A 13,578-nucleotide genomic window follows, 5' to 3' on the forward strand; every position below is an offset into this window, starting at 1 on the left:
AAAGCTCCCATTTAGAGAAACTTTATGCAGTTTATTGTGTATACTAGAATGTGTAAACTAGCAAACTTGTAATGAAACAGAGATGGTTAAGAGACTGTGCTGTAGGGCAGCTTCGTAAACCACGTAACAATGATATAGAAAGTAGAGTGAACACGTTGAACGAACATGAAAACGAAAAGGTTCCCTATATCGTATCAGGAAAAAGCTATACTGCCGTGGCTATTAACGCGGCATCCAAAGCCGGGGAATGGATTAAGAGCAGACTGGGAACTGTTGAACATTTGAATACTAAACAGTCTCCTACGGATCTAGTGACCGAGGTAGATAAAGGTGCAGAGCAGATGATTCGCAGACTGATTCTGACCCATTTTCCCGATCATGCTATTTTGGGTGAAGAGAGTGTAGAGCCGGGAGCCGAAGCTTCGGCCCGCGCATTAGAGGCTGCCCGTGAAGAGGAATATTTATGGATTATTGATCCGGTAGATGGCACTACCAATTTTGTACACAGTCTGCCGTATTACAGTGTGTCTATTGCCTTGGCCCATCGTGGAGAGGTGATTGTCGGGGTCATTTATGATCCGTCCCGTGATGAAATGTTTGTAGCGGAAAAAGGAAAAGGCGCGTATGTGCATGGCAATCGCATGCAAGCATCGAGAGAAGAAACACTGGGAGATAGTCTGGTCTGCATCGGCTTCCCACCGGACCGTACGTATGCACAACCGCTAAATATGAAAATTACGCAGGTTCTTACACCTCAAGTACGTGGCATTCGGGCGCTGGGATCGGCAGCATTGCATCTGGCTTATGTAGCGTCAGGACGGCTGTCGGCTTATTGCGAAATTGGTTTGAATGCGTGGGATGTAGCAGCGGGCGCTTTGCTGGTACAGGAATCAGGCGGTACCATCACCGATACATTGGGCAGACCTTATGACCTGAGTGTACGGCATATTGCAGCTACGAATACAGCTATTCATTCTCAACTTATTCAAGTGCTGAAAGAAGCAGACGCAACCGGGTTATAATTCTACGTAGACCATCATCCTGAAGGAGGAAATCGCGATGAGCCAATCCGAAGAATTGGAACGCCAGCTCAGTGAACTGCTGACGGAAGGCGAAATTCGTGAGAATGAGGCCAAAAAGCGGGAACGGCTCAGCCCTAAATATGAGGTGCGGATTCAGACTCATATCGATCCCATTGTTGAGGAGACGCGTAAATACCGGAGTATGGCACGTGAACTTGATGACCGATACGACGAATATATGAGCAAGGCGGACAAATCGAAACCATCCGATCAACGCTAAGCAAATACAAATACCTCTTGCCGAATGACCAAGGCATGGGGTATTTTGTATGTTATAAAGGAGGCGACATTCACTGATTACCTACTTTAAAAGCGCTTACAAAAATGCTGGAATCCATCATAAAATGGTACTACTGATTACGGTGCTTATGCTGGTTAATTTTGCAGTAGTTGCAGTCATACTTAAGTACGTATTTCATATTTATGATAATCAAATGTACAAAAAAACATCCGAAGTACTCAATATTTCTTCAATCGGTATAGAAAATGAGTTGAAGGATGTGGAAAAAGTTACTTTCAAGGTAACAACGGACGAGCAGCTTCAACGTTATTTGCTGCAATTGGAAAAGGAAACGTCACCTTATGCCAAAATGGTGCTGCGTAAAAAAATAACGAATAGGCTCGTCGCCTTTGCCGGCTCTGAGACCTATGTCTATTCTATGATAGTGATCGATAAAGAGGGACAGGTCATGAGTGCGGGCAACCGCGAAGGTATTCCCCAAGAACTTCGATCCACCCTGTCGGAGCTGGCAGACGAACATGACGGTTCCAATGCATGGTATGCGGCAGGCCATTCCTCCTTGCTGGCAGCTCGGCAGTTCAAATCCTTTACCGATTCCAATTTTACGCTGAATGGGCTCGGAACGCTTGCGATTCGTGTGCGAATTGACCGGATTGTAGCGGATCGTGTGCAGACCTCCGGCCGTGACGGACAACTGATGATTACAGATGGAAGGCGGATGATTTATCCCGAAACACCACTATTGAGTGAGAGTGATATTCAGGCCGAGCTTGGTCGGAAGCAGCCTTACGGGATTGCGACCTACTCAGGAGGAACCTTTTTCGCTGCTCAAATCAAATCCTCTTATACGGGTTGGACGTATTTGCATATGACCCCCTTCGATGATATGTTTCGCAGCATTACGATCATTAAAGAAGTTGTAAGCGCTATTTTTGTCATTATGCTTCTTATCGCATTGGCACTGGGGGCTAGGTTGTCAGGGAGCATTACCAAACCGATCGTTCAATTAATCCAGAACATGCGTAAAATAGAAAAAGGCGATCTCGACCGTTTGGAGGAAGAAGCACTTGGCGCGGTCCCTCTTTCCACACAGGATGAGGTGGGCTTGCTGCATAGGACATATAAGAAAATGATTCGCCGCATTCGTGAGCTCATTAATGAAAATGTTGCCAAGCAGCTATTACTGCGGGAAACAGAGCTAAAGGCACTACAAGCACAGATTAATCCACATTTTTTATACAACACGCTGGAATCCGTGAACTGGCTCGCCAAGGCCAATAAGCAGGATCGGATTTCAGAGATGGTGGAAGCACTTGCTTTTCTATTGCGTAGTGCGGTCAGTTTTGAAGAGCAACTGATTCCGCTTCGAAAAGAACTGGATATTGTAAGGAGCTACGTAACGATCCAAACAACACGTTTTGATGAACGTCTCGTTTTCCATCTGGATGTCCCGGAAGAACTGATGGATGCGCAAATTCCGAAGCTAACGCTTCAGCCTTTGGTGGAGAATGCCATCCATTATGCGTTGGAGCCGCGAATTGAACCCTGTCGGATTGCTATTATTGCGAGAGAAGGCGAGGGGGCTCTATTTCTGCGAGTTGAAGATGACGGACCGGGAATGACGCCGGATTTCTTGGAAAAACTGCGGAGCGGGCAGGTCACGACCCGTGGGCAGGGCATTGGACTTACGAATATTCAAGAACGGATTAACCTGACATTTGGTACACCTTGGGGGATAGAGCTGCATAGCGAGTCAGGAACAGGAACGTCGATTCATGTCTGTATTCCATATGTGAAAGGGGATCAGGGTCGTGTACAAGGTGCTACTGGTTGATGATGAGCGTATGATTTTGGAAGGCATATCGCAGGTGGTTGATTGGGGTAAAGCGGGAACGAGATTGGTGGGTACGGCACGTAACGGGATTGAGGCTTATGATCAGATTCAGGCCAGCCCGCCTGACTTTGTGATTAGCGACATCTCTATGCCTGGACTAGACGGTATCGGACTGGTTGCCAAAACGACGGAGCACTTTCCAGACGTTCGTTTCATTCTGTTGTCTGGTTACAAAGATTTCGACTATGCCTGTCGGGCCATGCAATACGGGGTGAAGCACTACTTGTTGAAGCCATGCAATGAGCGGCAAATTCATGAGGCTCTGACCGAGTTGGGGCAGGAGCGGGAGGAGCAGGAAGAACGCAAGCAGTTTGTAAACCGGATGAAGCTAGATTTTCAGCGTATGCTGCCTCATGTGAAGGAACACTTTTTGAAGGAGTTTATTTCCTATAAAACTTACGGTAGCCGCGATATCGCATTTTATGAACGGTTATTCGGACTTGAATTGCAAGATAAGCAGGTTCGAATGCTACTGCTGCGGGTGGAGGAATCACATGAGCCGGAGCATTTGTTTGCATTGCAAAATATAGCGGCAGATTTGATGGATGATGTCTTGCTCAGTACGACCATGCAGGGGCAATTGCTCATCGTGCTGGAAAGTGAGGATGACACGTCACGGTTTATGAAACAGATTGAAGCGGTACGTGCGACATTTCATCGCTTTTACAAGCTGGAGGTAACGGTCGCAGTTAGTGAGTCGGATAGTATGCAGCATTCACGGGGGATGTATCGGGAGACACTGCATTGTATGAATCACCGGTTTTACACCGGGGAAGGCAGTCTGATTACGAAGGAGGATTTAGCGGCTGAGGATACCCGGGAGATGGCAGATTTGGAGCTGGACGAGGAGAAGTTCGGTCTGCTGATCAAGGCTGGAAATACGGTGGAGGTTGCACAGGAAGTGGATCGGTTGTTCGGTATTCTGTCCCGTATGAAGCTGGAAATTTCCGTGACCCGCTCCTATGTGCTTCAGCTCTATGCCGCTATGATCCGTATATGCCCCGAAGAAGAGCGTGCGGCGTTTACGAGCCGAATGGTGGTGCTGGCAGAGCAAAAAACGCTGGCATGTCTCAAATCTTTTGTACAGGAAGCTGCCGAACGAATGACCGCAATCTATTATAAAAGTAATGTGTATCGCCAATCTTCCACCGTTGATAAAATGATCACTATTATTGAGCAAAACTACAGAAAATCGGATCTGTCGCTGAACGGAGTGGCAGGTCAAATGCTGTATATGAATTCCGACTACTTAGGGAAGATATTCAAAAAGGTGACGGGGGAAAACTTCTCACACTACGTCAATCGTTATCGGATCGAACGTGCGGCTGAGCATATTCGGGAGACAGGAGACGTGAAGGTGTTTGAGCTGGCGGAATGGTTCGGCTTCGGTGGGAACGCACAATATTTTAGCCAAGTGTTCAAAAAGTGGGCGGGTATGACGCCTTCCGAGTACATTAAATCACATGAACGGGGATGAGCGTATGGAGTCCCACTGTTTTTTAAACCCAGGAAACCTGATTTGTGTATTCCAATGTTTCTCGGCTTTTGGGAAAATAACAACAGGAGCTAATGTAAACGCTATCAAAATTGCGAAAGTGCGTTGTCACTCGTAATTTGGCTCCTTTCTAGAACAGCGAAAAGGGGAGAGATAGGTGGGCAAAAAGGGATGGTTTCTGATCATAGCTATGCTGCTCGTTTTGACGACGGCATGTAGCGGAGCGGGCGGCGGCAATTCGGGCACAAGTGCAGACGGGAAAGTAAAGTTACGTATCGCTTGGTGGGGATCGGATACGCGTCATGAATACACGCAAAAGGTCGTTGATTTGTATAAGCAGAAAAATCCAAATGTAACGATTGATGTGGAATATGCCTCTTTCGATGACTATTGGAAAAAACTCGCTCCGCAGGCTGCGGCTAATCAGTTGCCGGATATCGTGCAAATGGACATTTCGTACATTAGCCAATATGCGAAAAATGGTCAGCTGGAGGATCTCGCGCCTTACTTGAATCAAAAAATTCAGGTCGCTGATGTGACCGAAAATGTACTCAAAACCGGCGTAATTGCTGGAAAGCAATATGGTATCCCAACCGGTGTTAATGTTCTGGGTTTCCAGTATGACCCGGCGTTGCTCAAAAAAGCGGGTATAGACAAAATTCCTGACAACTGGACATGGGATCAATACAAAGAAATGGCTTTAAAGGCTGGTTCCAATAAAGTATACTTTGACAGCTCGATGGCTGCCGATATTTTCTTCCACTACTATTTGCGTACTCAAGGAAAGACTCTCTACAATGCGGAAGGAACAGGATTGGGGTATGACGACGATAAGCTGTTTGTTGACTTCTTCAGCGGATTGGCTGATCTGATTAAGAAGGGAGCGACCCCGCCTCCTGAAATCATGAACCAGACCAAGGGGATTCTTGAGGAATCCGATATCGTAAAAGGAACAGGCATCGGTATTTGGCAGTGGTCCAATCAGTATGTGGGCTTACAGCAGGTCGTTAACCGCCCAATGGCACTGGCTCCGATGTTTGGGCCGAATATGGAAAAAGGCGTATATATGCAGCCTACGATGTACTGGACGGTTGCTTCCCGTTCACAGGTGAAGGATGAGGCCGCAAAGTTTATTGATTTCTGGATGAACGATGTAGAAGCGAATAAATTGATTAAAGGCGAACGGGGCGTGCCGATTTCCGCCAAAATCAAGGAAGCTGTTGCACCAGAGTTGAGCGAGCCTACGAAGCAGGTGTTTGAATTTGTAGCTTCCATGGAGCCGAAGGCTTCTCCAATGAGCCCGCCGCCACCAGTCGGATCGCCGGAAGTGATTGCGACTCTGACCGATTATATTGAGCAGGTCAATTTCGGACAGATGACGGCTGAAGACGCAGCGACCAAATTCCGGGCTGATGCGAATACCATCCTTGCGAATAACAAGCAATAATAAGCGTAATGAGACCTTTAGGATATCTGACAACGTTTTAGCATAAGAATCGATAGGATCGAAGGAACATTTCGTTAAGTTAACCGTGCGTAGTCCAAAACATGATTGCGCACGGTTGATTCGACGAAGCAACTGCATAAGCACCCTTTGCAGACATCACGATATTATTCTCATAACAACGAATTATTGACATCATAAAGTTTTACTAATTCTTTAAATGCAACAGAAGGGAGGCTTGATGAGCTTGCGAAATCATCAGAGCTTGAAAGCCAATATGACCGGATATGCGTTTATCAGCCCTTTTATTGTGGGCTTTCTGGCGTTTACGTTAATTCCAATGTTTATTTCGCTGTATCTGTCCTTTACCACCTACAACCTGTTCACCCCGCCCAAATGGATTGGTCTGGGTAACTTCGAAAAGATGTTCACAGGCGACCCGAAATACTGGAATTCGATCAGGGTCACGTTTACGTATGTATTGGTCGGTGTACCGTTGCGACTGATTTTCGCGCTGTTTGTGGCTATGATTTTGAATACCAAATCGCGCATGGTCGGCACCTATCGGACGATGTACTATCTGCCATCCATTATCGGAGGTAGCGTTGCGGTATCGATTATGTGGCGGAACATTTTCAGTAATAACGGCATAGTGAACAGCCTGCTTTCGACTCTAGGGGCGACCCCGGTGAAATGGTTTGGTGATCCGGATGCTTCGCTTACGATGCTGATCACCCTGTCCGTATGGCAATTTGGCTCCTCCATGCTAATTTTTCTGGCAGGTTTGAAGAACATTCCTGTTGAATTGTACGAGGCGTCCAGTGTAGATGGCGCTAAGCCAGTACGAAAATTTTTCAGTATTACGCTGCCGTTGCTTAGCCCCATTATTCTATTTAATCTGATTATGCAGACGATCAGCGCCTTTATGACCTTCGTCCCGGCTTATGTTATTTCTAAGGGCGAAGGAGGCCCGATGGATGGAACGATGCTGCATTCACTGTATCTGTTCCGGCAGGCGTTTATGTTCAGCAACATGGGATATGCGGCAGCCATGGCTTGGGTCATGCTCATTATGATTGGGATACTGACAGCGATTTTATTTATAACCTCCAGATACTGGGTATTTTATGAAACGGAAAAGGGGCGCTGATACTGATGGCATGGAAAACGGTCAAATGGCCAATTTATCACATACTGGTTGCTGCACTGGCGCTCCTGATGCTGTATCCCGTTTTTTGGATGCTGTTCAGCTCGTTTAAAGAAAGTCGGACGATATTCGTCACGGCATCCTCGCTTTTCCCTACAGAATGGATCTGGCAAAACTATGTAACAGGTTGGAAAGGGACGACTGGCTACAACTTTGGCACGTACATTCTGAACTCGCTCACGATCGTGGTGATTTCAACGATTGGAGCTGTGCTTTCCTCCTCGTTGATCGCATTTGGCTTCGCACGCTTGAAATTCAAAGGGCGTAACTTGTGGTTTGCTTTGATGATGGTGACGCTTATGCTACCAGGGGATGTGGTACTGGTACCGCAATATATTATTTTCACCAAGCTCGGTTGGATCAATACGATCTTACCGTTAGTGGTACCCTCCTTCTTCGGGATGCCGTTCTTCATCTTTCTGATGGTGCAGTTTATACGGACGATTCCAGCAGAGTTGGATGAGGCGGCGACGATTGACGGATGCGGCAAGTTCCGGCTGTATTTCAGAATTATTTTACCCTTACTTAAATCGTCGTTGGCTACAGCGGCAATCTTCTCTTTCTACTGGAAGTGGGAGGATTTGCTTGGTCCGGTACTGTATCTGAATTCGCCAGAGAAATATACCGTATCTATTGCACTCAAGATGTTCCTCGACAGCGAGTCGGCTTCCAACTGGGGAGGAATGTTCGCGATGTCTATCCTAAGCCTGCTTCCAGTTATCGCTGTATTCTTCGCATTCCAGAAGCAAATTGTAGAAGGAATGAGTACGAGTGGTTTGAAGGGGTAAGATCCAAAATCCATAGCGTGAGTTATGAAGCTTACGAGTGGAAATGGAAGGCATCCGGGTTTGTGCGATTGAATGGACGGGATTTGAGGGCGATGGCTGAGAGGTGAGTAAATTGTGGAAGTTTGATTTTGGTCCGGGGGAGCCTGCGGATGGCTACAAGGGAGTGTCTCCGGATTGCTTATATACAACTGAACAGGGCTATGGCTTTGAGACTACGGAGCATGTGTACGGTCGGAAAAGGCAGAGTGCAGCCAAGGATGCACGCACGCGGCTGCGAAGCAGCTTTTGTATTCCACTAAACGCTGCATTTGTTGTAGATGTGCCAGACGGGCTGTATCTTGTCACTATACTGGTTGGCGATTCGCAGGCGGAAACGCTCACGCGACTCAAGGCTGGTGAAGGCAAGCACATGCTTCCCCCAGTGCACACGCTGCCGGGCCAGTTCACCGAAGCACTGTTTGCGGTGCCTGTCCGGGGTGGCAAACTGCGCCTCACCGTGTCAGGCACCGCGCCAAGGCTCAATGCGCTGGAGATTGCACCAGCGCCACAGACCCTCCGGCTATTCCTAGCCGGAGATTCCACGGTTACGGATCAGGACGCATCCGGCTATCCGTATACAGGCTGGGGTCAGGCTTTGCCCGCCTTGTTCAAGCATGATGTCTGCGTGGATAATCATGCCGTATCGGGGCGAAGCTCCAAAAGCTTCATGGACGAAGGACGGCTGGGTGTCATTTTGGGCGAAATAAAGGCAGGAGATTTCCTGTTCATCCAGTTCGGTCATAATGATCAGAAGCCTGATCCGGAGCGGGCTACAGAGCCTTTTACAACCTACAAGGAGCATCTTCGCCTCTATATCGACGGCGCAAGAAGCCATGGGGCAACCCCGGTACTGGTCACGCCCGTACATCGTCGCTATTTTAACGAGGATGGTACGCTATCTGACACACATGGTGACTATGTAACAGCGGTTCGTGAGCTGGCGGAAGAAGCGAATGTACCGCTGATTGATTTGTCTGCCCGCACGCAGGAGTTATATGAGCAGCTGGGTCCCGAAGAGAGTAAAGAGCTTTTTATGTGGTTGCTGCCTGGTGAATACATGAACTTTTCCGGCGGCTTAGAGGATAACACGCATTTTCATGAGAATGGCGCGGTTCGTATTGCAGACATGGTGGTGGATGCTGTGAAGGAACTGGATTTGCAACCGCTGCGCATGTATTTACGTTGAAGGACGACCTTTTCATGTACGGGCGTCAAGGAGGTAACTCACGTGAAACTTACCAAAGGGGGAGACGTGGAAATGCCTGCATTGATTTTTGATGAAGAACAAGTTAAGCAGGTGATCGACCGGGTAGTAGAACGCACCTTTCAAATGCACTACAGCTGGGATTGGCCGGGCGGAGTAGCCTTTTACGGAGTATGCGAAGCGTATGAAGCGACAGGGAACGAAAAGTATCTGACCAAGCTAAAAGAATGGGTAGACGAAAATATCGAGGATGGGCTTCCGTCTCTCTCGGTGAACGGCGTTTCTGTCGGGCACTGTTTGTTGACGCTTTATCAGGCCACAGGTGAGCAAAGATATCTTGATATTTCCATCGAGATGGCAGAATTTTTGGCCAAAAAAGCGGAGCGGTTTGCCGACGGCATTTTCCAGCATACGGTGAATTCACTTCATGATGTATTTCCGCAGCAAGCATGGGTGGATACGATGTTTATGGCCGGTTATTATTTGCTGCGCATCGGTCATCTGTTAGGCAACAAGGAGTATTGGGAGGATGGAATTCGTCAATATCACGGGCATGAAGAATTTTTGCAGGACCCGGATACGAATCTGTATTATCACGGATGGGATCATGCGAATCAAAGCCGGATGTCAGGAATATATTGGGCGCGCGGCAATTCATGGGCAGCCCTCACGATGGCAAAAGCGCTGAAACTTGTGGAGGTGCAGCATCCATCTTATATGATCATCGACGGCTCGCTGCGTGACCAGCTCAATGCACTGGTGCGGCTGCAATCCCCAGAAGGGCTGTGGCATACGGTGCTGAACGATGATACCTCTTATCTGGAAACCTCGGGCTCGGCAGGAATTGCGACCGCCTTGCTTATGCAAGGAAGATTGTTTAACAAATACACCCAAAAGGCGATCGAAGGTATTCTTTCCCGCATTAAGGACGACGGCACAGTAACGGGTGTATCCGCGGGAACTGCTGTGATGAACGATATTGACGGCTATCGAAACGTTCCATACAAACGCATTCAGGGATGGGGTCAGGGATTGGCGCTTGCTTTTCTGGCTCAACTGTTGCGTACCAAGGAGAATCCGTATGGCTAGAAGAAGGGACATAGGGAAACGAAAGTATTCATAGGTCAAAGGAGGCCGATAGCATGGGAGATACTGAACTTTCTCAGGAGCTTTCTCATGAAAAAGTAGCTAATCAGCCGCGAGGCAGCCTATTCTGGGTCATCCCCGATGGGTATATTCCACCGGAAAGCCGGGGTGAGCTGCTCAGTCATGAGAGTATATGCGTGCTGAATTGTGGGAGCCGTGTGGCAAATCTGAGTATGGACATCTATTTTGAAGACCGCGAGCCATTGGAGGGATTGATCGAGGTGGTGGAAGGAAGACGAACCCGTCATATCCGAACAGCCTCGTTGGAGAAATCCGGCGAGCAGATTCCGGTAGGTATTCCTTACGCAATTACGGTCACTAGCGATGTGCCCATAATCGTACAATATAGCAGATTGGACACGACACAGCCGGAATTGGCGTTAATGAGTGTCATGGCGTACCCTATCTAATGCGACGAAGACTAAGAAATGAAAAAAGAAATCTCTCGGCTGGAATTGCGCAGCCTGGAGATTTCTTTTTTTGCAGGCAAATGAGTGTCTATTTTTAGCCCGTTTTTTGTGATTTTGCCGAAGTTGTTTTGATTGGCGTGAAGTTTTTTCGTCCTCCGAAATTGGTACCCAACACGCCGATAATGATCATCACAGCCCCAATAATGTGATAGTAGGCGAGCTGCTCCTTCAAAATGTAAGCACCGGCAATCATGGAAATGAGGGTGGATAAATTGCCGATCACACTCATTTTGGAGGCTTCGATCCACTTCAAGGCAAAGCTCGATAACAGCGAGGTGACGAGGGTAGACAGAATGCCTAGATAAATCAGTGCCATCCAATAACCAGGCTTCACCAGTGGAGCGGTATAGGCGCTCATGGAGCCGTCTATGGCATGATATCCCAGTGCCACCACGTTAAAAACGATACATCCCAAAATAGAGGTAACGTAGGTCAATTCCATTGGGTTGTACTTTTGTGTTAATGGTCGTGCCAGCACATTATAGCCAGATAGGCATATCGCAGAAAGCACGAGCAGAAGAATACCGCCATAGCTATTGGATGCTAGCGGTGCTCCGCTTTTCATCACAAATATAAAAACCACGCCAAAGACAGAGAGCAGTAAGGAAATCTTCTGGACTACCGTTGTACGCTCTTTAATAAAATAGGAAGCTAACAGCAGCGTAAAGATGGGAACGGTTGCTTGGATAATTCCACCTTCCGATGAAGAAGTGCTCATCAGCCCGAAGGCTTGCAGTGGAAAATACACTAATGGCGAGAGCAGCGCCAGTGGTAAAATGCGCAGAATGTCACGCATCTTGATGTTGATCTTGATCCAACCGAGCAACACGGGAATGGTCAAAGCGATAAAAGACAGCGCAAAGCGGTGGGCGATCACATCCAGCGGGCTCGCCTCTGTGACTGTCAATTTTACAAATAAAAATGAAAATCCAAGTATAGCTGCATAGCTGAGAGCTGCCAGATAGGCGGCTCCATTTCTGGAACGACTGTTCATAATAAACCTCCGTAATAATGACCTTAACCTGTGGTTCTCTCAATATACCCGGATGGCATAACTTGATACAATCCATAAAATCTGCAACTGTACGGGTACAGTTGTGAAATGAAAAAAAGCCGGAACGAAGTCCCAGAGGTCGGATACCCATCCCTAAGACTACTTCCAGCTCTTATCCTATTCATATTTTATCAACTTACTGTTTAGTTTACTTACCTTGTGACATCGCCCGGAACGAATCGTCCGCCGCTTCCAGCGTAGTATCCACGTCTTCATCCGTATGCGCTGTTGTGAGAAACCAGGCTTCGTACTTGGATGGTGCCAGATGAATACCGCGATCCAGCATGTGACGGAAGAAGGATGCAAACGCTTCGCTATCCGTATCCTGCGCCTGCGCGTAATTCGTGATCGGATGATCACAGAAATGCGTCGAGAACGCTCCACGAATTCGGTTGATCGTCAATGGCACGCCGTAGCGTTCGGCAGAGGACTGGATACCGTCCGTCAGCCTCACAGCCAGACGTTCCATCTCTTCATACACGCCTTCCCCTTGAAGGACTTCAAGGCAGGCGATGCCTGACGAGATGGACGCCGGGTTGCCCGCCATCGTACCCGCCTGATAAGCTGGGCCGAGTGGGGCAACCTGCTCCATGATGTGCTTGCTGCCGCCGTAGGCACCAATCGGCAGACCACCGCCCATGATTTTGCCCAGCGCGGTCAAATCTGGCTGAATCGCATCATGGTTGTCCAAACCTGCATACGTTTGGGTGGAACCGAAGTGGAATCGGAATGCGGTAATGACCTCGTCATAAATGACGAGTGAGCCGTTCGCACGCGCCATGGAGCACAACCCTTCCAAATAACCGGGTTGCGGCATGACCATGCCAAAATTACCGACAATGGGCTCGACCATGACTGCCGCCACATCGTCGCTCCAACGCTCCAAGGCTTGGCGTAACGCGTCGAGATCATTGAATGGTACGGTAATAACCTCGCTCGCAATGTTGGTCGTAATGCCTGCACTGTCAGGTATGCCTAGCGTGGAAGGGCCGGAGCCTGCGGCAACAAGTACCAGATCCGAGTGACCGTGGTAGCAGCCGGCAAATTTGATGATCTTGTTCCGTTTCGTATAGGCCCGTGCAACACGAATCGTTGTCATAACCGCTTCTGTGCCAGAATTCACAAACCGGACCTTGTCCATAGAAGGAATTGCTTCCTTCAGCATCTTGGCCAGTTTGATTTCCAATACCGTTGAGGTTCCGTACAATACGCCGTTCGCGGCCGCTTCGCTGATAGCCTTAGTAATATGGGGATGGGCATGTCCAGTAATAATAGGGCCATAAGCCGCCAAATAGTCGATATACCGATTATCATCCTCATCCCAGAAATGAGCACCTTTAGCGCGTTTCATGAATACTGGAGCGCCGCCGCCCACAGCTTTAAAGGAGCGTGAAGGGCTGTTAACGCCCCCGACAATATGCTCCAGGGCTTCTTTATATAGTGCTTCGGAGTTTTCCCGTTTCATCATCAAAAACTTCCTTTCCGTTCATTAAAATAGGGTATACACACGCCAA

At 48.2% G+C, this 13,578-nt stretch carries 12 protein-coding genes; 10 read left to right on the forward strand and 2 right to left on the reverse strand.

The features are described from left to right. Nucleotides 1–155: 155 nt before the first annotated feature. The 10 genes from MKY24_RS03960 (at nt 156) to MKY24_RS04005 (ending at nt 10,950) form a co-directional block, all read left to right on the forward strand. Nucleotides 156–1,022, forward strand: coding sequence for an inositol monophosphatase family protein (locus MKY24_RS03960; RefSeq protein WP_023987010.1), 867 nt, complete (start codon nt 156–158; stop codon nt 1,020–1,022). A 37-nt stretch (nt 1,023–1,059) separates the two neighbouring features. Further along, on the forward strand, nt 1,060–1,302 hold the full coding sequence (locus tag MKY24_RS03965) for a hypothetical protein (protein WP_338533233.1): 243 nt from the start codon (nt 1,060–1,062) through the stop codon (nt 1,300–1,302). Between the two features lie 124 nt (nt 1,303–1,426). Then, on the forward strand, nt 1,427–3,157 hold the full coding sequence (locus MKY24_RS03970) for a histidine kinase (RefSeq protein ID WP_339201442.1): 1,731 nt from the start codon (nt 1,427–1,429) through the stop codon (nt 3,155–3,157). Next, nucleotides 3,135–4,694 carry a response regulator gene (locus MKY24_RS03975; protein ID WP_023987013.1) on the forward strand — a complete coding sequence of 520 codons (1,560 nt, stop codon included), beginning with the start codon at nt 3,135–3,137 and terminating at the stop codon, nt 4,692–4,694. The genes MKY24_RS03970 and MKY24_RS03975 overlap by 23 nt, the downstream gene beginning before the upstream one ends. A 175-nt stretch (nt 4,695–4,869) precedes the next feature. Further along, a complete protein-coding gene (locus tag MKY24_RS03980) occupies nt 4,870–6,159 on the forward strand; it encodes an extracellular solute-binding protein (RefSeq protein ID WP_028541002.1) in 1,290 nt (429 codons plus the stop codon). A 238-nt stretch (nt 6,160–6,397) separates the two neighbouring features. Next, nucleotides 6,398–7,306, forward strand: a complete 909-nt coding sequence (locus MKY24_RS03985) for a sugar ABC transporter permease (RefSeq protein ID WP_023987015.1) — start codon at nt 6,398–6,400, stop codon at nt 7,304–7,306. Nucleotides 7,307–7,311: 5 nt separating this feature from the next. Then, entirely contained in the window at nt 7,312–8,151 is an 840-nt protein-coding gene (locus tag MKY24_RS03990; protein WP_023987016.1) for a carbohydrate ABC transporter permease, read from the forward strand. 112 nt (nt 8,152–8,263) lie between these two features. Continuing rightward, entirely contained in the window at nt 8,264–9,376 is a 1,113-nt protein-coding gene (locus MKY24_RS03995; protein WP_071559301.1) for a rhamnogalacturonan acetylesterase, read from the forward strand. 72 nt (nt 9,377–9,448) lie between these two features. Beyond that, a complete protein-coding gene (locus MKY24_RS04000) occupies nt 9,449–10,483 on the forward strand; it encodes a glycoside hydrolase family 88 protein (protein ID WP_068939430.1) in 1,035 nt (344 codons plus the stop codon). Between the two features lie 53 nt (nt 10,484–10,536). After that, the gene (locus MKY24_RS04005) at nt 10,537–10,950 is read left to right on the forward strand and encodes a sensory rhodopsin transducer (RefSeq protein WP_028540999.1); all 414 of its coding nucleotides are present in this window, start codon (nt 10,537–10,539) and stop codon (nt 10,948–10,950) included. A gap of 94 nt (nt 10,951–11,044) precedes the next feature. Here the strand turns inward: MKY24_RS04005 and MKY24_RS04010 are convergent, their stop codons facing one another. Then, the gene (locus MKY24_RS04010) at nt 11,045–12,004 is read right to left on the reverse strand and encodes a DMT family transporter (protein ID WP_071559300.1); all 960 of its coding nucleotides are present in this window, start codon (nt 12,002–12,004) and stop codon (nt 11,045–11,047) included. Between the two features lie 208 nt (nt 12,005–12,212). Continuing rightward, nucleotides 12,213–13,529, reverse strand: a complete 1,317-nt coding sequence (locus MKY24_RS04015) for a glutamate-1-semialdehyde 2,1-aminomutase (protein ID WP_023987021.1) — start codon at nt 13,527–13,529, stop codon at nt 12,213–12,215. Nucleotides 13,530–13,578 lie beyond the last annotated feature (49 nt).

It is taken from the genome of Paenibacillus sp. FSL P2-0322, from assembly GCF_037975315.1.
GTDB classification, from domain to species: Bacteria; Bacillota; Bacilli; order Paenibacillales; family Paenibacillaceae; genus Paenibacillus; species Paenibacillus polymyxa_B.

Bases quoted from the DNA above. Each gene is read 5' to 3' on its own strand.
- MKY24_RS03985 (WP_023987015.1), top strand. From the start codon at position 6,398: ATGAGCTTGCGAAATCATCAGAGCTTGAAAGCCAATATGACCGGATAT.
- MKY24_RS04010 (WP_071559300.1), bottom strand. From the start codon at position 12,004: ATGAACAGTCGTTCCAGAAATGGAGCCGCCTATCTGGCAGCTCTCAGC.
- MKY24_RS03970 (WP_339201442.1), top strand. From the start codon at position 1,427: ATGGTACTACTGATTACGGTGCTTATGCTGGTTAATTTTGCAGTAGTT.
- MKY24_RS04015 (WP_023987021.1), bottom strand. From the start codon at position 13,529: ATGAAACGGGAAAACTCCGAAGCACTATATAAAGAAGCCCTGGAGCAT.
- MKY24_RS04000 (WP_068939430.1), top strand. From the start codon at position 9,449: ATGCCTGCATTGATTTTTGATGAAGAACAAGTTAAGCAGGTGATCGAC.
- MKY24_RS04005 (WP_028540999.1), top strand. From the start codon at position 10,537: ATGGGAGATACTGAACTTTCTCAGGAGCTTTCTCATGAAAAAGTAGCT.
- MKY24_RS03965 (WP_338533233.1), top strand. From the start codon at position 1,060: ATGAGCCAATCCGAAGAATTGGAACGCCAGCTCAGTGAACTGCTGACG.
- MKY24_RS03990 (WP_023987016.1), top strand. From the start codon at position 7,312: ATGGCATGGAAAACGGTCAAATGGCCAATTTATCACATACTGGTTGCT.